Origin of the sequence: endosymbiont of unidentified scaly snail isolate Monju (assembly GCF_000801295.1) — a bacterium.
Lineage (GTDB): Bacteria > Pseudomonadota > Gammaproteobacteria > Chromatiales > Chromatiaceae > MONJU.
This window is the reverse complement of sequence record NZ_AP012978.1, coordinates 67,667-89,021: the sequence shown is the minus strand read 5'-3', so window position 1 is coordinate 89,021 and position 21,355 is coordinate 67,667. Positions and strand designations below refer to the sequence as shown.

Genomic DNA, 21,355 nt, shown 5'->3' with positions numbered 1-21,355 from the left:
GTTCCGATCCAGGTCAAGGAAACGGTGGTGCGCTTGTCCCGCCAGCGCTGTCGGACACTCCGTTCGAGCCGGGATTTCAGCGGCGCCCCCAAGACCTGACGGGACGAGAACGAACAGCCCCGGTCTCGGTAGAAACCGCTGACAGGGGATAGAATCGGTGCATCATGCGCACGCTTGCCTGGCAAGAGAAAGCCGCCGCCACCTGGAAAACACCGGAACCGGAAAACGATGTCCAAACTGACCCTGCCCCAGCTCGAACGCCACCTCTTCGCCGCCGCCGACATCCTGCGCGGCAAGATGGACGCCTCGGAGTTCAAGGAATACATCTTCGGCATGCTCTTCCTGAAGCGCTGCTCCGATGTCTTCGAGGCCCGCCGCCAGCAGATCATCGACGAGAACCTGGCCAGGGGACGCACCCGGGAAGAGGCCGAGCAGCGCGCCGAGAAGCCCTCGCGCTATACCGATTCCTTCTACGTGCCACCCAATGCCCGCTGGGCCTACATCCGCGACGAGCTGCACCGCGACGTGGGCGAGGGCCTGAACAAGGCCTTGGGCGCGCTGGAAACCGAGAACCCTTCGCTGGATGGCGTGCTCGGCCACATCGACTTCAACCGCCGGGTCGGCCAGACCAAGCTGCCGGACAAGAAGCTGCGAGAGCTGATCCTGCACTTCAACCAGTACCGTCTGCTCAACGAGGACTTCGAGTTCCCCGACCTGCTCGGTGCCGCCTACGAATACCTCATCGCCGAGTTCGCCGATTCCGCCGGCAAGAAGGGCGGCGAGTTCTACACTCCGCGCGACGTGGTCCGGCTGATGGTGCGGCTGGTCAAGCCCGAGGAAGGCAAGCGCGTTTACGATCCCTGTTGCGGCTCCGGCGGCATGCTCATCCAGTCGCGCCACTACGTGGAGGAATACGGCGGCAACCCGCGCAACCTCGCCCTGTTCGGCCAGGAGAACGCCGGCAACGTCTGGTCCATCTGCAAGATGAACATGATCCTCCACGGCATCCCCGAGGCCGATATCCGCAACGAAGATACCCTGGCCAGCCCCCAGCATGTCGAGGGCGGCGAGCTGATGCGCTTCGACTATGTGCTCACCAACCCGCCCTTCAGCCAGAACTACAGCCGCGAAGAGATCACGTTTCCCGAGCGCTTCAAATACGGCTGGTGCCCGGAGACCGGCAAGAAGGCCGACCTCATGTTCGCCCAGCACATGCTGGCCGTGACCCGCCCCGGCGGCATCGTCGCCACCGTCATGCCCCACGGCGTGCTGTTCCGTGGCGGCGCGGAAAAGGAAATCCGCAAGGCCTTCATCGAGCACGACCACCTGGAGGCGGTCATCGGTCTGCCGCCCAACCTCTTCTATGGCACCGGCATCCCCGCCTGCATCCTCATCCTGAGCCACGAAGGCGCCAAGCCCGCCGAGCGCCAGGGCAAGGTGCTGTTCATCAATGCCGATGCCGAATTCCACGCCGGCCGCGCCCAGAACTATCTGCGCCCTGAACACATCGAGAAAATCGTCCGCAGCTACGACGACTTCCAGAACGTGCCCGGCTATGCCGCCGTGGTGGACCATGCCACCCTGGCCGAGAACGACTACAACCTCAACATCCGCCGCTACGCAGACAACAGCCCGCCGCCCGAACCCCACGACGTGCGCGCCCACCTGATCGGCGGCGTGCCCAAACAGGAAGTCGCCGACAAGGCGGATTTGCTCGACGCCCATGGCCTCAAGCCCGAAGTGCTGTTCGTGGACCGCGACGAGCGCTACCACGACTTCGCCCCCCCACCTCACCGAACGCGCCCAGCTCAAGGCCACCATCGAGGCCGACCCCGGCGTGCAAGCCCGGGAACAGGCCCTGATGGATGCCTTCACCGCCTGGTGGCAGGCCCACGAACAGCACCTGCGCCAATTGCCCGAGCGCCGCGACCTAATGGCCCTGCGCGCCGAGCTGCTGCACAGCTTCGAGGCGGCCCTCATGCCGGTCGGCCTGCTCGACCGCTACAAGATCGCCGGCGTCATCGCCAGCTGGTGGGATGACTACCAGTACGACCTGCGTACCCTCGCCGCCCAGGGCTTCGAGGGGCTGGTGAAAGGCTGGGTGGACACCATCCTCGACGCCCTCGATAGCAACGACAAAAAACAGGCCGCCCGACTTGACCCACTCGACCACAAGCTGGTCCAGCACCTGCTGCCCGACTACCTGCAAGAACTGGAACAGGTGGAGGGCCGCAAGGCCGAGCTGGAAGGGCAAATCGAGGCCGCCAAGCCCAAGACCGACGACGAGGAAGGCGACGAAGACAGCGACAACGAAGCCGCGCTGAGCGAGGCCGAGATCAAGGCGCTGAAGAAGCAACTCACCGCCACCAAGAAGCAGCTCAAGCAACTCAAGGCCCAGCTCGCCCAGCGACTTACCGAGGCCCATCTGGCGCTCACGCCGGAAGAGGCCGAACAACTGGTGCTCGACCTCGCCCGCGACGACCTGGCCAGACAACTCGAGCGCTACGTCACCGCCCACCGCCAGGCCGTCATCGCGGCGGTGGAGAACTGGTGGGACAAGTACAAGGTCCCCGCCCAGGAGATCGAAGCCGACCGGGATGCAGCGAAGGCGAAGCTGGAGGGGTTTTTGAAGGAGTTGGGGTATGTCTGACGCGTCCTATCAACCAAGTTATCCACTTGCGTCGTTACGTCAAGTCGCACGCCGCATCACAGATGGCTCACACTTTAGCCCTACGCCACAAGAGAGCGGCCATCTGATCGCGAACGTGAAGGATATGAAGTCGGGGAAAATCGACTTCAGCACATGTACACGAATTTCACGTGATGCATACCGGAAACTCAAGGCCACGGGCTGCACCATTACGGATGGCAACGTGCTTCTCTCTAAAGATGGCACGGTTGGCAGGGTCGTTGTTTATAAGCAAACGGAGGAAATTGGGGTGCTTTCCTCCATTTGCATCATTGAGCCAAACGACTCTCTCGACCCTTCATATCTCGGCCAGGTTCTACGAAACGAGGAGTCTGTTCGGCAATATGAAAATTTTATGTCAGGGAGTGCGCTTAGGCGCCTCGTACTGCGAGACATCCGATCCATTCAAATTCCGCTACCGTCTTTAGCCCAACAGAGGGCTATCGCTAAAATCCTCGACACCCTCGACGACGCCATCCAGAAAACCGAACAACTCATCGCCAAGCTCAAGCAAATCAAGCAAGGCCTGCTCCACGACCTCCTCACCCGAGGCATCGACGAAAACGGCCAACTCCGCGACCCCATCGCCCACCCAGAGCAGTTCAAGGATTCGGTGTTGGGGAAGATTCCGAAGGAGTGGCGAGTCGTGCCACTTCGTCAGTTAATAGAAAGCCTCGATGCAGGCGTTAGCGTCAATGCTTTTGATTATCCCGCCGCATCGGGTCAGATTGGGGTATTGAAGACGAGCGCAGTGAGTGGTGGCAAATTTTACCCCAGAGAGAACAAAGCTGTACTGCCTCAAGAGATCAGCCGTGCTCGAGTAAGACCAGAGGCTGACTCAATTATAGTTAGTCGAATGAATACGCCTGAGCTTGTTGGAGAGCATGGTTATGTTGATGGTTTTTTTGGCGACCTTTACCTTCCCGATCGTTTATGGCTCATGAAATTCAAGGATAAAGACTTGATCTCTGCACGTTGGTTGTCGTTCTTCCTCTCGACGCCACCTGCAAAGCGCCATATCGCTCTACACGCAACAGGCACCAGTGGGAGCATGAAAAACCTTCCGAAGGACAAGTTTTTGGATATGTTGATCCCTTTACCGGAGTTGGCCGAGCAGAACCTTGTTGCAGAGACGCTTAAAAGCCACGAGGATCGGATGATACTGGAAGGCTGCCATCTTCAGAGGTTGCAATCGATCAAGAAAGGGCTCATGAACGACCTTCTTACGGGCCGAGTCAGAGCCATACAAGGAGAGTCAAATGAAACTGGAAAAGGTGTCGATCAAGAACTTCCGCTGCTATAAAGACGAGGTCACGATTTCAATTGACGACCTGACCACAGTCATTAGTCGCAATGATGCTGGAAAATCAACAATTCTTGAAGCCCTGGAAATATTTTTCAACAACGACGCCGTTAAGATAGAGACGGGAGATGCCAATGTTTACAGTAAGGATAATCTAGTATCCATTACCTGCTCGTTTTCAGAGTTTCCTGCTTCATTGCCGATCGATGCCACCGCAGAGACTTCTCTCGCAGAAGAGTATTTGCTGGATAGCAATGGCCTGCTTACTGTAGAAAAGACATATGACTGCTCGAAGAAGACGCCGAAGGAAGAAGTTTTCCTGATTGCCAATCATCCCTCCACCCCCGGCTTCAATAACCTCCACGAACTGAAAGAAAAGGAACTGCAAGCCAAGGTCAAGGAGCTTGGGCTTGATGTTCCGCTGAAAGGCAATCCTGGCATGCGCAAGGCAATCTGGGCAGCCTGCGAAGACCTGAATTTGGAAGAACAGGCCATTCCTGTTGCCAAGGAAGATGGTAAGCGCATCTGGGAGCAGATCAAAGTGCACTTGCCCATGTATGCACTATTCCAAAGCGATCGCAGCAGTCGTGATTCTGATGGAGAGGTACAGAGCCCATTGAAAGCGGCTATTGCGGCGGCTCTGGCCGAGGTCGAGAACGAGATTGCTGAGATACAGCGCCAGGTACGCCACAAGGTAGAAGGAATAGCGAAGCGTACCTTTGATGCGCTCAAGAAGATTGCTCCGGAGCTTGCCAAGGAACTTAGCCCTGAATTCTCTGAGGCTCCGAAATCGAAGTGGACGGGCTTGTTCTCCGTGTCAATGAATACCGATGACGGTATTCCGCTGAATAAACGGGGTAGCGGTGTACGCCGCATGATACTCGTCAGCTTCTTTCGCGCTGAGGCCGAGCGACGCATGGAGGAGACGGGTAGTCGCGGGATTATCTATGCCATTGAAGAGCCTGAAACAGCTCAACATCCAGCAAACCAGAAGATTCTTCTCGACGCATTCAAAGCCTTGGCACAGGAATCCGGTTGCCAAGTTCTATTAACTACCCACAGTCCTGAGTTTGCCTCCGAACTGCCAGCATCGTCTCTTCGGTTCGTTACGCGCAATGAAAATGGGAAGCCAATTGTCGAGGACGGAGAGGAAATGTATTCGGCTATCGCTGAAGGTCTAGGTGTCCTTCCGGGTAGCCGCGTCCGAGTACTTGTATGTGTGGAGGGGCCAACAGATGTTACAGCACTGAAGTGCCTGAGCGCCGCGTTGAATGCTGACGACCCCACCATTCCTGATTTGGCCTCGGAGTCTCGTATCGCCTTTGTTGTGCTTGGAGGCGGAACCCTCAAACACTGGGTTGCAGAGCACTATTTGCGCAATTTGGGGCTCCCAGAGTTCCATATTTACGACAGGGATGTGCCGTCTTATGCGGATGTGGTCGCACGCGTTCAGAAGCGACGGGACGGATCCCAAGCCTGCCAGACACAGAAACTGGAGATCGAGAATTACCTACATCCTGATGCCATCAATGATGCGTTTGGATTCACCTTTACTATAGAGGATGAAAGCAATGTCCCCGCTGATTTCGGTGTTGAGTGGGCAAATGCCAATGGACACCCGAACCCTATGAGTCCTAATAAAGCGAAACTTCAATTGGCTGAAAGGGCTTTTCCGAGGATGACCGCTGAAAGGATTCGCGACAGAGATCCAAACGGTGAGGTGGAAGGGTGGTTGCGGACGATCAGTGGCCTGATTGAAGGCCAATAAGGATGATGGCGACGAGGAACGCAAATGACCAACAAGAACTACAGAGTCCGCACCCCACTATTCCCACCTTATTCTTGGGTGCGGGCCACCATGCAGACCCTCGAAGGGGTTGCAAAGAGCGATGTGACACATCTAATTCAATCCATTTGGCAGCAGACAGGTACACCGCAGAACCCGGTGGACTGGTCGGAGCCGGACAAGTGGATTGCGGAACGCTTGTCGGGCGAGAATGCGGCATTGGCCGCGAAGATCTGGCAGCAGAGCGGGCATGTGGTTAATCCGCGCCATATCTATGGCACCTATCTATTCATAAATACCTATGACCTGCTGGTCCCCGATGCGCAAGGTATCTATCGGCTTTCCGAGCGGGGCAAGGGATTTCTCGACGAGGACCCTGCCACGGTACAGGCGCTGGACGAGACCGAGGGTTTGTTGAAGCTGCTGAACATCTTGGCCACCAAGACCCAGGCCAAGCGCGGCGATCTGTTGCCGGAGTGGGCCGAGTACCTGCAAGAGCATTCGAAATTCACCACACCGAGCACCTTCAAGGATACCCTGAGCCGCCGACTGGCCAACTTGGTGGAGCGCGGTTTGGTGGCACGCGAAGGTAACCGCTACACCATTACCGAAGTGGGCCTGGAATACGCCGAGAAGAGCCTGCCCGAAGGTGAAGATCCCAGGCTTTCCGTGCTGCGAGCGGTGAACGAACACAATGCCCGGCAACGCGAAGCGTTGCGGGAACTGCTGGCTGCCATGCAGCCGTATCATTTCGAGCACCTGATCGGTGACCTGATGGAGGCGATGGGCTACGAGGACGTGACCGTCACCAAACAGTCGGGTGACAAAGGCGTGGATGTGGTGGCGACGGTGCAATTTGGCATCACCACCGTGCGGGAAGTGGTGCAGGTCAAGCGCCACAGCAAGGCGAGCATACCGCGCCAGACCATCGACCAGCTTCGGGGCTCGCTGCCCTACCACCAGGCCATTCGCGGCACCCTCATCACGCTGGGCAAAATCAGCAAGGGCGCGACCGAGGCCGCCCTGTTTCCCGGTGCCGCCCCCATCACGCTGATTGACGGTGAAAGGCTGCTTGATCTGCTCATCGAGCACGGTATCGGCATCAAGAAGCGCCCGGTGGAACTGTGGGAGGTGGATGCGGCGGCGCTGGAGAAGGAGATCGAGGCCGAAATGGCTGACAAGGAGGTTGTCACGGATGGATAAGGAGATCCAGCTATGAACGAAATCGTGATTTTCGACCAGGCCGATCAGCCCATCGAAGTCCGGCTGGAGGCGGAGACGGTCTGGCTGACCCAGGCGCAGATGGCCGAGCTGTTAGAAAAAACCAAGCAAAACATAAGCTTGCATATCCGCAACATCTTCAAGGAAGGTGAGCTGGAGGAGGATTCAGTTGTCAAGGAATCCTTGACAACTGCCGCCGACGGCAAACGTTACAAGACCCGCTATTACAACCTGGACGTGATTATTTCGGTTGGTTATCGGGTCAAATCCCAGCAAGGCGTACGCTTCCGCCAATGGGCAACCCGCGTACTGCGCGAACACCTGACCCAGGGCTACAGCATCAACGAACACCGGCTGGCCCAACGAGGGCTGGAGGAGCTGACGCAGGCCGTCGAGCTGTTGGGCAAAACCCTGACGAAACAGGAACTGGTGACCGACGTTGGCCGAGAGGTGGTGGGCCTGATCCTGAGTTACGCCAGGACCTGGCGGCTGCTGCTGGATTACGACGAGGACAGGCTGGAACTGCCCCCCGGTGCCAGGCCCGCGCGGGGCGTGCTGGGCTATGACGAGGCCCGCCGCGCGCTGGATGCCCTGGCCGAGGAGCTGCGCAGCCGGGGCGAGGCCAGCGAGCTGTTCGCACGGGAGCGTGGCGATGGCTTGGCGGCCATTCTGGGCAATATCGAGCAGACCATGTTCGGCGAGCCGCTGTACAAGACCCGCGAGGAACGCGCCGCGCATCTGCTCTATTTCGTCATCAAGAACCATCCCTTCTCGGATGGCAACAAGCGCTCCGGGGCCTTCCTGTTCCTGCTCTATCTACGCCAGGAGGGGATGCGCTTGCCGCTGGATGAGAACGGCCTGACGGCACTGACCCTGCTGATCGCCGAGAGTGACCCCAAGGCCAAGGACCTGATGGTGCGGCTGGTGATGAACCTGCTCGCGGACCAGAAAAGGTAGCTCACCGTGGCGGCACTGAACGAAGAACAACAGGTCGAACGGCCGCTGATCGAACAGCTCAAGGGCATGGGCTGGCAGCATCTGCCGGGTGACATCGATGTGCCGTATCTCACGGAGCGCGAAAGTTTCCGCGAGGTGCTGCTGCGCGACCGCCTGCGCGCGGCACTCAAGCGCATCAATCTGGACGATGAGGGGCGGCCCTGGCTGGATGACGGCCGCGCCAACCAGGCCCTCGGCGCGCTGGAACGGCTGGGCGCTCCCAGGTTGATGGAGGCCAACCAGTTCGCCACCGAGCTGCTGCTCAAGGGCACCTCGGTGGAAGCCCCGGCGGATGATGTCGGCAATCGTGAGCGTTCCGTGAAGTTCATCAACTTCGATCATCCAGAACGCAACGACTTTCTGGTCATCAATCAGTTCCGCGTCGATCCGCCCTGGGCGGTGGGCGGCAAGGGGTTCATCATTCCGGACCTGGTGCTGTTCGTGAACGGCATTCCACTGGTGGTGATCGAATGCAAGAGCCCTTCGGCCACTAACCCCATGGAAGAGGCTATCGATCAGCTCATGCGCTATGCCAATCAGCGCGAGTGGGTGGAACAGGACGAGGGAGCGGAGCGGCTGTTTCACTACAACCAGTTCAACGTCGCCACCTTCGGCTATCAGGCCCGTGTCGGCACCTTCACCGCCACGCCGGAACACTACCTGGAATGGAAGGACACCAGCCCGGTGGCCATGGAAGAAGTGTGCCGCGAGCTGGGCGTGGAGAAGCTGACCAGCCAGCAGACCCTGGTGGCCGGCATGCTGCGACCGGCGCACCTGCTCGATATCGTGCGCAACTTCACCCTGTACCAGCAGGCCGGCGGCCGAACCATCAAGATCGTGGGCCGCTACCAGCAATTCCGGGCAGTGCAGAAGGCCATCTGTCGCCTGCAACATGGCCAGACCCGCGCCGAGCACGGCGAGAGCGACCAGCGCGGCGGCATCATCTGGCACACCCAGGGTTCCGGAAAGAGCCTGACCATGGTCTTTCTGGTGCGTAAACTGCGCACTCAGCCGGGCCTGCGCCGCTTCAAGGTAGTCATCGTCACCGACCGTACCGATCTGGAAAAGCAGCTGGCGGCCACCGCCACGCTCACCGAGGAGACGGTACGCAAGGCCACCAGCACCCGGAAGCTCAAGGAACTGCTCAGCCAGCCGGGCGCCGATCTGGTCTTCGCCATGATCCAGAAGTATCAGGAACGGGACGACGTGGCGGAGGTCATCGAGTTCAATAAGGCGCGCACGGATCAATCGCAAGCAGCCTATGACAAGGTAGCGGACGAGCAAGGCGACTACGACGCGGAGCCCGAACGGCTGGCCCTGGCCGATGCGGAGTTCCCGGTGCTCAACGAATCTGAAGAGATTCTGGTCATGGTGGATGAGGCCCACCGCTCCCAGACCAGTCAATTACATGCCAACCTGATGCGGGCGCTGCCCAACTGCGCCAGGATCGGCTTTACCGGCACCCCGATCATCGTCGGCGACTTCATCGATCGCTACACCATCAGGCACTCGGAAGAGGACGGCGCGACCTTGCCAATCCTCTACGAGGGCCGCACTGCCGAAGGCGAGGTGGCCGACGGCGGTGATCTGGACCAGCTCTTCGAGGACATGTTCAAGGAGCGCTCCCAGGAGGAGCTGGAGGCGATCAAGGCCAAATACGCCACCAAGGGCAACGTGCTGGAAGCGCCGAAGCTGATCTCGGCCAAGGCCGAGGACATGCTGCGCCATTACATCGACAACATCCTGCCCAACGGTTTCAAGGCGCAGGTGGTAACGGTCAGTCGTCTGGCGGCCGTTCGCTACCACGGCGCCTTTCTGGAAGCGAAGAGGCAACTGCTGGAGGCACTGGATGCGCTCGATCCGAGGGTTTTAGATCTGGACGCCGGAGCGCTGGAACGACAGGACGATGAAATCCGGTTCCTTGTGCGTGCCTACCCTTACCGGGACACCATCGAACAACTGGACTTCGCCGTCATTATCTCCGGCAGCCACAACGACGATCCGGCCTGGAAGGAATGGACGGACAAGTCGAAACAGGATGCGCGGATCGAACGCTTCAAGAAACCGCTGTTTGCCGAGGATCCCGCCAAATGCGATGGCCTGGCCTTTCTCATCGTCAAGAGCATGCTGCTCACCGGTTTCGATGCGCCGGTTGAACAGGTGCTGTACCTCGATCGCTCCATTCGAGATCACGATCTCTTGCAGGCCATCGCCCGTGTCAATCGGACCTCTCCCAACAAGCGCTGCGGACTGGTGGTGGACTACTACGGCGTGGGCCACCACCTGAAAGAGGCGCTGGCGGTCTATGCCGACGAGGATGTCGCCGGCGCGCTGACCAGCATCAAGGACGAACATCCCATCCTGTCGGATCGGCATCAGCGTGTCATTGCCGTGTTCAAGGACCGGGGCATTGCCGACATCAAGGACGTGGATGCCTGCGTGGATCTGCTGCGCAGCAAGGCGGTGCGGGCCGAATTCGTGGTCAAGCTGAACAGGTTTCTGGAGAGCCTGGATATCGTCATGCCACGCCCCGAGGCGCTGCCCTATGTGCGGGACGCCAAGATTCTGGGATTCATCAACAAGGCCGCGGCCAATCTCTATCGCGACGATCAGCTCAACATCGCGGGTTGCGGCGCAAAGGTTCGGCAGCTCATCGACGAGCACATCGAATCCCGCGGCATCGATCCACGCGTACCGCCCGTCTCCATCCTGGCGGACGATTTCGAGGAGGCGGTCGGCCGGCACAAATCCAGGCGTGCCCAGGCCTCGGAGATGGAACATGCGGCCCGCTACCATATCCGCAAGCACTTCAACGAGGATCCTGTCTATTACAGGAAGCTCTCAGAGAAGCTGGAAGATATCCTCAAGCAGTTCGCCGATCAGTGGGACGAACTGGTCGAGGCGCTACGCGCGTTTACCCGCGAAGTTCAGGCCGGGCGGCAGGGGGCTCCGACCGGCACCGGTCTGCAACTGGAAACCGAAGTGCCCTTCTTCGAACTGCTGGCCGAGGAGGCGGGGCTGGGCGATTCCCCTCCGCCCGACGCCCTGACCCGGCTGGCGACGGCTACCGTTGAACTGGTCGAACACCTCAGCCAGGAAATCCGGCTGGTGGACTTCTGGCGCACACCGGAAGCCCAGCGCCGGTTACGTGGCTGGATCGTGGATTTCCTGGACGACAACGACCTGGTCCCGTTCGAGACCCAGGAGAAATGTGCCGACCGGATCATCGAGCTGGCACGCAATCGTCATACGTGGTTGTTGCAATGAACGAGCAACTGGAAATCGAGGAGCTGACCTTCGAGATCCGCCGCAGCCCCCGGCGCAAGACCATTGGCATCACCGTGGATCGGGACGGCGAACTGCGCCTCGATGTCCCGGTGGGTGTGCCGCGATCGTTGATCGAAGATGTCGCCGAGGAAAAACTGTTCTGGGTCTACAAGAAACTGGCGGAAAAGGGGCTTTACCAACGCCCTCGGAATCGCAAGGAATACGTGAATGGCGAGGGTTTCCACTATCTCGGCAGAAGTTACCGCCTGCTGCTGGTCAAGGATGTTCGGGAACACGGGAACACGCCCCTGAAGCTCGCCAATGGCCGCTTCCTGTTATTGGCATCTGAAAGGCATCACGCGAGGGCGCATTTCGTCGCCTGGTACCGAACCGTGGGCTCCGCCTGGCTCAGGCGGCGTGTCGCGCTGTACCAGGAACGTCTGGGGGTCGAACCGGAAGGGATCGAGGTACGAGACCTTGGATATCGCTGGGGGTCATGCGGTGAAAAAGGCGTACTGAACTTTCACTGGCATACGGCACTTCTCCCACCACCCATTGCCGAGTACATCATCGTTCATGAGCTGGCTCATCTCGTCGAGAAGCACCACACACCACGATTCTGGCGTCTGGTGGAGCGCGTGTTGCCGGATTACCAGACAAGAAAACAGTGGCTGGCCGAAAACGGCGGGGCGTACGGCTTCTAGGGAAGATTTGCGGCAATGTGTCAACCACACCCTCGGCAGAATGCCCCGGCAGGCGATAGAATCGGGGTCTTCACGCAAGACAGGTAGAGCAGCATGAGCATGGACACCCAGGCCTTCGGCGGCTACCCCGCCACCCGCATGCGGCGCATGCGCCGCGACGACTTCTCGCGCCGCCTGATGCGCGAGACCACCCTCACCCCCGACGATCTGATCCTGCCGGTGTTCGTGCTCGAGGGCGAGGGCCAGCGCGAGGCAGTGGCCTCCATGCCCGGCGTGGAACGCCTGAGCATCGATCTGCTGGTGCGCGAGGCACGCGAGATCGCCGCGCTGGGCATCCCCGCGATGGCGATCTTCCCGGTGACCCCGCCCGAGGCGAAGAGCGAGGACGCCGCCGAGGCGTACAACCCCGACGGCCTGGCCCAGCGCGCGGTGCGCGCGCTCAAGGACGAGGTACCGGAGCTGGGCGTGATCACCGACGTGGCGCTCGATCCCTTCACCACGCATGGGCAGGACGGTCTGATCGACGATTCCGGCTATGTGCTCAACGACGAGACGGTCGAGGTGCTGGTGAAACAGGCGCTGTCGCACGCCGAGGCCGGCGCCGATGTGGTCGCGCCCTCGGACATGATGGACGGACGCATCGGCGCTATCCGCGAGGCGCTGGAGGCGGCCGGTCACATCCATACCCGCATCCTCGCCTACTCGGCCAAGTACGCCTCGGCCTACTACGGCCCCTTCCGTGACGCGGTGGGCTCGGCCGCCAACCTGGGAAAGGGCAACAAGTTCACCTACCAGCAGGACCCGGCCAACAGCGACGAGGCACTGCGCGAGGTGGCCCTCGACCTGGCCGAAGGCGCGGACATGGTGATGGTCAAACCCGGCATGCCCTATCTGGACGTGGTGCGCCGGGTAAAGGACCGGTTCGGCGTGCCCACCTTCGTGTACCAGGTGAGCGGCGAATACGCCATGCACAAGGCCGCCGCACTCAACGGCTGGCTGGATGAACGGGCGGTGGTGATGGAATCGCTGGTGTGCATCAAGCGGGCCGGCGCCGACGGCATCCTGACCTACTTCGCAAGGCAGGCAGCGGAGTGGCTCAATGAGTGAACAGCAACGCAAACAGGAAGAGACCACCGCCGTTCCCTGGACCCGGCGCATCCTCATCTCCGGCCGCTCGGAACGCCGCCGTTACCACGGCCAGCGCGTGCGTGCCACGCCGGGGCAATTGCTCGCCGCCTGGCTCGGCGCCTTTGCCGGCATCGGCCTGCTGGCCAGCGCGGTGGCACTGTTTCCCGGCCTGGACCTGCTGGTGATCGGCTCCTTCGGGGCCTCGGCGGTGCTGCTCTATGCCGCGCCGCGTGCGCCCTTTGCGCAGCCGCGCAACCTGATCGGCGGGCACCTGATCTCGGCACTGATCGGGGTCACCTGTTACCGCTACCTGCCCGACCTGTCGATGCTGCAGGAGGGGGTCGCGGTGGCCACCGCCATCGTCGCCATGATGCTCACCCACACGGTGCATCCGCCGGGCGGGGCGACCGCACTGATCGCGGTGATCGGCTCCGAGCACATCCACTCGCTGGGCTACGGCTATGTCATGCCGGTGCTGACCGGCGCGCTGGTACTGCTGATGGTGGCGCTGGTGAGCAACAACCTGCTGGAGGCCGGCAGCTATCCCGACCGCTGGGACTGAGTCATGAGCGACCGTTATGCCGTCATCGGCAACCCCATCGAGCACTCGCGCTCACCTGAGATCCATGCCTTGTTTGCGCGCCAGACCGGGCAGGACATGGAGTACGGGCGCATCCTCGGCAGCTTGGACGACTTCGCCGACGACGTGCGCCGCTTCATCGCCGAGGGCGGGCGCGGGCTGAACGTCACCGTGCCCTTCAAGGAACAGGCCTTCGCGCTGGCCGACGAGCGCTCGGAACGCGCGCAGCGTGCCGGCGCGGTCAACACCCTGGTCTTCGAGGGCAACCGCATCCGCGGCGACAACACCGACGGCGCCGGGCTGGTGCGCGATCTCGGCTGCAACCACCGCTTCGCCTTCGCCGGCAGCCGCATCCTGCTGCTGGGCGCAGGCGGCGCCTCGCGGGGCGTGCTCTTCCCCCTGCTCGAAGAGGGGCCGGCCGCGCTGGTGATCGCCAACCGCACCGCGCACAAGGCACTCGAACTGGCCGCCCTTGCCGACGACCCGCGCGTGACCGGCTGCGGCCTGGACGCGCTGGCCGGGCAACGCTTCGACCTGATCGTCAACGGCACCGCCGCAGGACTCGCCGGCGGGGTGCCCGCCATCCCCGACGACTGCCTGGCCGAGGACGGCTGGACCTACGACATGATGTACGGCCGCGAGCCCACCGCCTTCGTGCGCTGGGGGCGCGAGCACGGCGCCGCCCGCGCGCTCGACGGCCTGGGCATGCTGGTCGAACAGGCAGCCGAATCCTTCTTGCTGTGGCGCGGCGTGATGCCCGACACCGGCCCGGTGATCGACGCCCTGCGCTACTATTAACCCGGCCCCCATCCATGCCATCCTCAGGATGTCAGACAGAAGTCAGAACGCGGCGCGCTCATCAGGCAATGGTGATTCCATTGGCAAGAAGCGCAACAACGTGCTGGCTTCTGTCTGACGTCCCGATCTTTTTGACATTCAACCGGTTCGCCCACCACGAGCGCCCCCGTGGACTTCGTTGCCGCACCTCGACAGGGAATGACCCTGCCTTCGGCGCGGCGCCTCGCCACGGTCGCGCTCGTGATGGCTGAGGGTGACATGGATGGGGGCCGGGTTAATAAACCGGGACGCGGCGTGACCAGGCCAGCACGCAGAGACACGGCCAGGGATCGCTGCTGGCGTTGGGCCGCCCTCGCGGCGCTGGTGCCGGTCGCACTCTTTCTCACCCCGGTACGCAATCTCGACCTCTGGTGGCACCTGGATGCCGGCCGCTGGATGCTCGAACACGGCCGCTACCTGGACCAGGAGGTACGCTCCTTCAGCCAGCCAGGAGCGCACTGGGCCAATTTCTCCTGGCTGTTCCAGGTGCTGGTGGCGCTGGTCGAGCGCCTCGGCGGCGGCTGGGGCCTGCTGACCCTCAAGGGACTGACCTGGTGGGGCATCTTCACCCTACTGTTTCGTGCCATTGGCGGCCGTGGCGCCCCCCTGGCCTGGTGGCTGGCGTTGGCCCTGTTCTCCTGGCAGTTGTTTCCCGCCATGCACCTGCGCCCACACCTGTTCGAGGGCCTGTGCCTGGCGGCAAGCCTTTGGTTGCTGCGACAGCCCCCGTCCCGGCGCTGGCTGGCCAGCGCCGCCGGGCTGGTGCTGTTCTGGGCCAATGTGCACGCCTCGGTCGTGGTCGGGGCCTGCGCACTGGCGTTGCACTGGCTGCTGGGTCCGCGCTGGCACTGGCCGGGGCGTACCGTCCTGGTCCGCCGCCTGCCCGGCGCGCTGCTGCTGGGCGGACTGGTCTTTCTCACTCCCAACGGACTGGGCCTGCTGCAGGTGCTGCTGGGCCACGCCAGCGCCGACTACATGGCCCTGTACATCCGCGAATGGCTACCCATCGGCGATGCCGCCATTCCTGTTCCTGGCCCTGGCCACGACTGCCCTTGCCCTGGTACTGCGGCGCGGCCTGCTGGCCCCTGGTGAGGTCCTGCTGATCGGCCTGTTCCTGGTACTCGCCGGCAGCAACAAGCGTTTCCTGTTCGAACTGTCACTGCTCATCCTGCGCCCTGCGGGCTCACTGCTCGGCCTGGGCCTGGCCCGACTGGGCACACGACACCCGGGATTCGGCCGGCAGGGCTGGATCGCCGGGCTGGGCCTGTTGCTGCCACTGGTGCTGCTGTTCCCCCCCTCCCTGGACCTGGCGTGCGATACAGGCCGACGACTACCCGGTGATGACCCGGCATTATCCGCACGTGGCCTGGTCGGTACTGCACCCAATCGCCGAAGCAGACGGGCCGCTCAGAGCCTGGAACGCCTATGGCTGGGGCGGCTGGCTGGGCTGGGTCTCGCACGGGCAGCTGCGCGTCTACATCGACGGACGCACGCCCACGGTGTTTGACGAGGAACTCATGCTGCAAGGCCAGCTGGCACGCCAGCGACCGGCCATGCTGCGTACCCTGCTGGATCAGTGGCAGGTGGACGCGGTGATCCTGCGTCATCAGGGGACCATCCCCATTCCCCCCGGCGATCCCGAATGGTGGCTGGTGGCCTACGACGCCGACTCGGTGGTCTGGCTGCGCGCCGCACTGGCCAGGCGACACGGGCTGGGCGACCTGGGCTTCGACCCTTTCCGGCCGGTATTGCGGGTACCACGCGAGGCGCTGTCGCAGGCGATCGGTCGCCTGCGCCGCCTGCTCGCCGCCGATCGGCGCAACCCCCTGGCCTGGACCCACCTGGCCGAACTGCTGATCCGCCGTGGTGATCCTGCCGAGGCAGGAGAAATCGAGGCCGCTCTGGCGCTCGCCATTGCCCAGGACCCGGAACAGGCGCGACCGCGGCTGCGCCTGACACAGTGGCGACAACGCCGGGGACGCCCCGCCAACGAGGTGCTGGCCTCCCTCCTGCCCTGGACGCGGCAGACCCGGGCACGCAATCTGGTCGGCTACGAACCCGCGATCGCGCGCCTGTTGCTCGAGGCGGGACAGCCGGATACCGCGCTGCAGGTACTGCGCCCGGACGACTGGCAGCGGATGCAGGAATTGAATCGTCATGCCGAGGTCTGGATGACCCGGGCACGGGCACATCACCGGCTGGGAGACCCGGCGCGCGCCGAACGGGCCACGCGCATCGCCGGCTGGCTGGCCCTGGATGCCGGCCCGGCGACACAGGCACGCTACCGTCGCCTGCTCGAAGAGCTGGCATCACCACAGAAGCAGACACCAGGAACCGACGCACGCTGTGGATGGAACGACTGGTTGGGATGCTGACCGTTTGCGCCGGCAACCCGCCCCCTCGGGACCGCCCGGCGGCCTGAGCCCTGCAGGGAGGACTGTCGTTTCGTTCAGCCCCGGTGCGCCGCGGCCAGGCGCACGTAGTGCCTGGCGGAATAGGCCAGGTACTCGCGTTCCCGTTCACTCAGCGGACGCACCTCGCGCACCGGCGAGCCCAGGTAGAGGTAGCCCGAGCGCAGCACCCGGTCGCCTGGCACCAGGCTGCCGGCACCGAGCATGACAGCCTCTTCGATCACGGCGCCATCGAGCACGATGGCCCCCATGCCGATCAGGCACAGATCACCGATGGTACAGCCGTGCAGGATGGCACCATGACCCACGGTCACGCGCTCGCCGATCAGCAGTGGGGTGCCACCCGGCAGGTACTCGCTGTCGTGGCTGTTGTGCAGGACAGCGTTGTCCTGGATGTTGGTCTCGGCGCCGATGCGGATGCGGTTGACATCACCACGCACCACCACACCCGGCCACAGGCTGGCGCGTGCACCGATCACCACGTCACCAATCACGGTACAGCGCGCATCCAGCCAGGCGTCCCCGGCGATGCTAGGCTGCTTGTCTCCAAAAGGGCGGATGTCTGCCATGTACACATCTCCGGGTTACACTGGGACCTCGATTGAACCGCAACGCTGTGCGGCTCGCCACGTTTCATGGCGAGTGTAGGCGAGGAGACTGGCAAATGGACACTTCGACGCTGGTGATTCTCGGTGTGCTGGTGGTACTGATCGGCTACGCCGTGCTCATCTACAACAACCTGGTGTCGCTCAAACACGCGGTGAGCCAGGCCTGGGCCAACATCGACGTGCTGCTCAAGCAGCGCCACGACGAGTTGCCCAAGCTGATCGAGACCTGCAAGCAGTACATGAAGTACGAGCGCGAGACCCTCGAGGCGGTGATGCGCGCCCGCAGCGCGGTGGCCGAGGCGGGCGAACGCGGCGACATGGGCGCCCTGGGCGAGGCCGAGGGCCAGCTGCGCATGGGCCTGGGACGACTGTTTGCACTCGCCGAGGCCTATCCCGAGCTGAAGGCCAACCAGAGCTTCCAGCATCTGCAGACGCGCATCAGCGCGCTGGAGAACAGCATCGCCGACCGGCGCGAGTTCTACAACGCGGCGGTCAATGCCAACAATGTGCGTATCGAGCAGCTCCCTGACCTGCTGATCGCACGTGCTTTCGGTTTCGGTCCGGCACAACTGCTCGAATTCGCCGATACTGAGAAGGCCGACGTGAACGTGAAAGCCCTGTTCGATACCTGAACCCATGCAGGAGCTGATCGCGCAGTTGCAGCACGCACCCGACGGTGCGCGCGTGGCGGTCGGCCTGGTCAGCCTGATCGGCCTGGTGCTCGGCTTCATCGGCCTGCGCCGCTATCGCCTGATCGAGGACGTACCCACGGCAAGGATCCGCTCGGCTCCCCAGGGGTACGTGGAGCTGGTCGGTCGCACCGACCTGTTGCCCGGCGAGCCGGTGATCGCGCCGCTCAGCGGCACCCCCTGCTGCTGGTACCGGTATCGCATCGAGCGCCGCATCCATGACAGGCAAGGCTGGCGCACCGTGCGCGCAGGCACCAGCGACGACCTCTTTTTGTTGCGCGACGAAACCGGCGAGTGCGTGATCGATGCCGAGGGCGCGACCATCGACACCCTGCATGCCCAGACCTGGTACGGACACGCCGGCAATCGCGGCCAGCCCGTAGCCTGGCGGGCCGAGCACGCTCTGGGGCGGACCGCCCAGATGATCGGCGGCCTGCTCGGCGGACTGGGAGCCATGGGCAGCGACCACCGCTACCGAGAGGAGGTGATCCTGCCCGGCGACCCCCTCTACGTGATCGGATGGTTCCACTCGCTCGATGACAGCGACTGGGCCGAGAGCGAGCACGAGCGCACCCGCGAACTGCTGCGCGAATGGAAGGCGCGGCCCGACACCCTGCGCGAGCGCTTCGACCACGACCGCAACGGCATCATCGATCAGGACGAATGGGATGACGCCCGCCGCGCCGCACGCGCGAAGAGCTGGCCGAGGCCCGCACCCATGCCCGCACCCATGCCCATGCCCGCACCCATGCCCATGCCCATGCCCATGCCCATGCCCATGCCCATGTCCATGTCCATGTCCACATGGTCTCCCGACCCCAGGGACGGCAGTACCTGATCTCCAACCGCCCCGAGTCCGACCTGGTCCGTCGCTACCGCTGGCAAGCCTGGCTGGGCCTGGGCGCCTTCCTGATCGGCATGGGGGTACTGGGCGTGATGCTGGGTGGTTCCTGAGCACGGTATCAGGTAGAGGGCAAGGGCTGAATCTCCCCGCACACGCTCGAAAGCGGTTAAAGTCTGCGCCCTGTCTCCACTATCCTTCACACTGCCCCAATGAACAACCAAGACCGAGACGCCAACCCGCTGCTCCGCTTCGACACCCTGCCGGCCTTCTCGCAGATCCGCCCGGAACATGTCGAGCCGGCCATCGATTACCTGCTCGCACGCAACCGCCGCGAGATCGAGCGCCTGCTCGACGAGGTGGGCGAGGCCCCGACCTGGGAGCAGCTCATCGAGCCCCTGGAAATCATCGAGGATGAATTGGAGCGCGCCTGGTCGCCGGTCTCGCATCTCAATTCGGTGATGAACAGCGAGGCGCTGCGGACGGCCTACAACGCCTGCCTGCCCAAACTGTCACAATACGGCACCGAACAGGGCCAGAACCCGCGCCTGTACCAAGCCTACAAGCGCCTGGCCGAGTCGGACCAGCCACTGGATACGGCACAGCGCAAGGTGCTGGAGAATGCGCTGCGCGATTTCCATCTCTCGGGTATCGACCTGCCACCCGACAAGCAGGCGCGCTATCGCGAGATCAGCCAGCGCCTGTCGCAGTTGACCAGCCGCTTCGCCGAGAACGTGCTCGACTGCACCAACGCCTGGGAAAAGCACATCACCGACGAGAAGCAGCTCGCCGGTCTGCCCGAGTCGGCGCGCGCCCTGGCCGCACAGACCGCGCGCGAACGCGGCAAGGAGGGCTGGGTATTCACCCTCGACTTCCCCTCCTACCACCCGGTGATGAGCTACGCCGACGACCGCAACTTGCGGCGCACCTTCTACGAGGCCTACAACACCCGCGCCTCCGACCGCGGCCCACACGACCCGGCGCACGACAACAGTGCCTTCATGGAGGAGATCCTGGCGCTGCGTCACGAACTGGCGCAATTGCTGGGTTTCGCCAACTACGCCGAACGCTCGCTGGCCACCAAGATGGCACGCAGCACCGACGAGGTGGTGGGTTTTCTGCACGACCTGGCCGCGCGCTCGCGTCCGCAGGCCGAGCGTGAGCTGGCCGAATTGCGCGACTTTGCCGCCGAACAGGGCTGTGACGATCTCCAGCCCTGGGACATCCCCTACTACAGCGAAAAGCTGCGCCAGGCGTGCTATGCCATCACCCAGGAGGAGATCAAGCCCTGGTTCCCCGAGCATCGGGTGATCGCCGGCATGTTCGAAGTGGTCGGCCGGCTCTACGGAGTGAGCTTCCACGAGGTGGACAGCGTGGATGTCTGGCACCCCGACGTCAAGTTCTACGAGATCCGCGATGCCGACGGCACGGTGCGCGGCCAGTTCTATTTCGACCTGTATGCACGCCCCGACAAGCGCGGCGGCGCCTGGATGGACACCTGCCAGTCGCGCATGGTCACCCGCGAACGCGCCCAGATCCCGGTCGCCTACATGACCTGCAATTTCACGCCCCCGGTGGACGGCAAGCCGGTGCTGCTCACCCATGACGAGGTCGAGACCCTGTTTCACGAGTTCGGCCACGGCCTGCACCACATGCTCACCCGCGTGGATCATCCCGAAATCTCGGGCATCAACGGCGTGGCCTGGGACGCCGTGGAGCTGCCCTCGCAATTCATGGAGAACTTCTGCTGGGAGCGCGAGGCCCTGGACCTGATCTCCGGTCACTACGAGACCGGCGAACCCATCCCGCAGGCACTCTACGAAAAGATGATCGCCGCCAAGCACTTCCAGTCGGCCATGATGATGGTGCGCCAGCTCGAATTCTCGCTGTTCGATTTCCGCATCCACCGGGAGTACGACCCCGAGCGCGGAGCACGCATCGACCAGATCCTCGAGCAGGTACGCGACGAGGTGGCAGTGGTGCGGCCACCGGAATGGAACCGCTTCGCCAACAGCTTCACCCACATCTTCGCCGGCGGCTATGCGGCGGGCTACTACAGCTACAAGTGGGCCGAGGTACTGTCGGCGGATGCCTTCTCGCTGTTCGAGGAGCGCGGGATCCTCGACCGCGAGACCGGTCAGTCCTTCCTGCGCAACATCCTCGAGCTGGGCGGCTCGCGGGACGCGGCCGAGCTGTTCCGCGCCTTCCGTGGACGCGAGCCGAAGATCGACGCACTGTTGCGGCATTCCGGCATCGCGGCCTGAGAACAGACCCTCGGCCCAGGGGTGCAGGAGC

The 21,355-nt window shown here is 62.8% G+C and carries 17 protein-coding genes and 1 pseudogene; 17 read left to right on the top strand and 1 reads right to left on the bottom strand.

Features of this window, described 5'->3' with window-relative positions:
• The first annotated feature begins 228 nt into the window (after positions 1-228).
• The 13 genes and pseudogenes from EBS_RS00420 to EBS_RS14715 all read left to right on the top strand — a co-directional run bounded on the left by EBS_RS00420 (position 229) and on the right by EBS_RS14715 (position 16,886).
• Positions 229-2,650, top strand: a pseudogene (locus EBS_RS00420) (N-6 DNA methylase).
• On the top strand, positions 2,643-3,992 hold the full coding sequence (locus EBS_RS13350; RefSeq protein WP_081999739.1) for a restriction endonuclease subunit S: 1,350 nt from the start codon (positions 2,643-2,645) through the stop codon (positions 3,990-3,992). The pseudogene EBS_RS00420 and the gene EBS_RS13350 overlap by 8 nt, the downstream one beginning before the upstream one ends.
• The gene (locus tag EBS_RS00410; protein ID WP_043106796.1) at positions 3,949-5,760 is read left to right on the top strand and encodes an ATP-binding protein; all 1,812 of its coding nucleotides are present in this window, start codon (positions 3,949-3,951) and stop codon (positions 5,758-5,760) included. The genes EBS_RS13350 and EBS_RS00410 overlap by 44 nt, the downstream gene beginning before the upstream one ends.
• Before the next feature lie 90 nt (positions 5,761-5,850).
• Entirely contained in the window at positions 5,851-6,981 is a 1,131-nt protein-coding gene (locus EBS_RS00405) for a restriction endonuclease (protein ID WP_408065674.1), read from the top strand.
• Positions 6,982-6,993: 12 nt separating this feature from the next.
• The gene (rhuM, locus tag EBS_RS00400) at positions 6,994-7,956 is read left to right on the top strand and encodes a virulence protein RhuM/Fic/DOC family protein (RefSeq protein ID WP_043106794.1); all 963 of its coding nucleotides are present in this window, start codon (positions 6,994-6,996) and stop codon (positions 7,954-7,956) included.
• 6 nt (positions 7,957-7,962) lie between these two features.
• The gene (locus tag EBS_RS00395) at positions 7,963-11,262 is read left to right on the top strand and encodes a type I restriction endonuclease subunit R (RefSeq protein ID WP_269446335.1); all 3,300 of its coding nucleotides are present in this window, start codon (positions 7,963-7,965) and stop codon (positions 11,260-11,262) included.
• Entirely contained in the window at positions 11,259-11,966 is a 708-nt protein-coding gene (locus tag EBS_RS00390; protein ID WP_043106793.1) for a M48 family metallopeptidase, read from the top strand. The genes EBS_RS00395 and EBS_RS00390 overlap by 4 nt, the downstream gene beginning before the upstream one ends.
• A 93-nt stretch (positions 11,967-12,059) precedes the next feature.
• The gene (hemB, locus tag EBS_RS00385) at positions 12,060-13,073 is read left to right on the top strand and encodes a porphobilinogen synthase (RefSeq protein WP_043106792.1); all 1,014 of its coding nucleotides are present in this window, start codon (positions 12,060-12,062) and stop codon (positions 13,071-13,073) included.
• On the top strand, positions 13,066-13,656 hold the full coding sequence (locus EBS_RS00380; protein WP_081999738.1) for an HPP family protein: 591 nt from the start codon (positions 13,066-13,068) through the stop codon (positions 13,654-13,656). Before hemB ends, EBS_RS00380 begins: the two co-directional genes overlap by 8 nt.
• A gap of 3 nt (positions 13,657-13,659) precedes the next feature.
• Complete coding sequence (gene aroE / locus EBS_RS00375) at positions 13,660-14,472, top strand: shikimate dehydrogenase (RefSeq protein ID WP_043106791.1); 813 nt, start codon at positions 13,660-13,662, stop codon at positions 14,470-14,472.
• 294 nt (positions 14,473-14,766) lie between these two features.
• Complete coding sequence (locus tag EBS_RS00370; RefSeq protein WP_148307589.1) at positions 14,767-15,603, top strand: hypothetical protein; 837 nt, start codon at positions 14,767-14,769, stop codon at positions 15,601-15,603.
• Positions 15,524-16,018: a hypothetical protein gene (locus EBS_RS14915; protein ID WP_043106789.1), complete on the top strand. Its 495-nt coding sequence runs from the start codon at positions 15,524-15,526 to the stop codon at positions 16,016-16,018. The genes EBS_RS00370 and EBS_RS14915 overlap by 80 nt, the downstream gene beginning before the upstream one ends.
• A 10-nt stretch (positions 16,019-16,028) precedes the next feature.
• Positions 16,029-16,886, top strand: a complete 858-nt coding sequence (locus EBS_RS14715) for a tetratricopeptide repeat protein (RefSeq protein WP_408065687.1) — start codon at positions 16,029-16,031, stop codon at positions 16,884-16,886.
• 74 nt (positions 16,887-16,960) lie between these two features.
• Here the strand turns inward: EBS_RS14715 and EBS_RS00355 are convergent, their stop codons facing one another.
• Positions 16,961-17,491, bottom strand: coding sequence for a gamma carbonic anhydrase family protein (locus EBS_RS00355; RefSeq protein ID WP_043106786.1), 531 nt, complete (start codon positions 17,489-17,491; stop codon positions 16,961-16,963).
• A 95-nt stretch (positions 17,492-17,586) separates the two neighbouring features.
• On the opposite strand from EBS_RS00355, the gene EBS_RS00350 reads away from it, so the two are divergent.
• From EBS_RS00350 to prlC, 4 genes are all read left to right on the top strand, one after another.
• The gene (locus EBS_RS00350; RefSeq protein WP_043106784.1) at positions 17,587-18,162 is read left to right on the top strand and encodes a LemA family protein; all 576 of its coding nucleotides are present in this window, start codon (positions 17,587-17,589) and stop codon (positions 18,160-18,162) included.
• Between the two features lie 4 nt (positions 18,163-18,166).
• On the top strand, positions 18,167-19,057 hold the full coding sequence (locus tag EBS_RS00345) for a GIDE domain-containing protein (RefSeq protein WP_052199157.1): 891 nt from the start codon (positions 18,167-18,169) through the stop codon (positions 19,055-19,057).
• Complete coding sequence (locus EBS_RS14125) at positions 19,024-19,173, top strand: hypothetical protein (protein WP_171816155.1); 150 nt, start codon at positions 19,024-19,026, stop codon at positions 19,171-19,173. Before EBS_RS00345 ends, EBS_RS14125 begins: the two co-directional genes overlap by 34 nt.
• Positions 19,174-19,272: 99 nt before the next feature.
• A complete protein-coding gene (prlC, locus tag EBS_RS00340) occupies positions 19,273-21,324 on the top strand; it encodes an oligopeptidase A (protein ID WP_043106782.1) in 2,052 nt (683 codons plus the stop codon).
• The last annotated feature ends 31 nt before the right edge of the window (positions 21,325-21,355 follow it).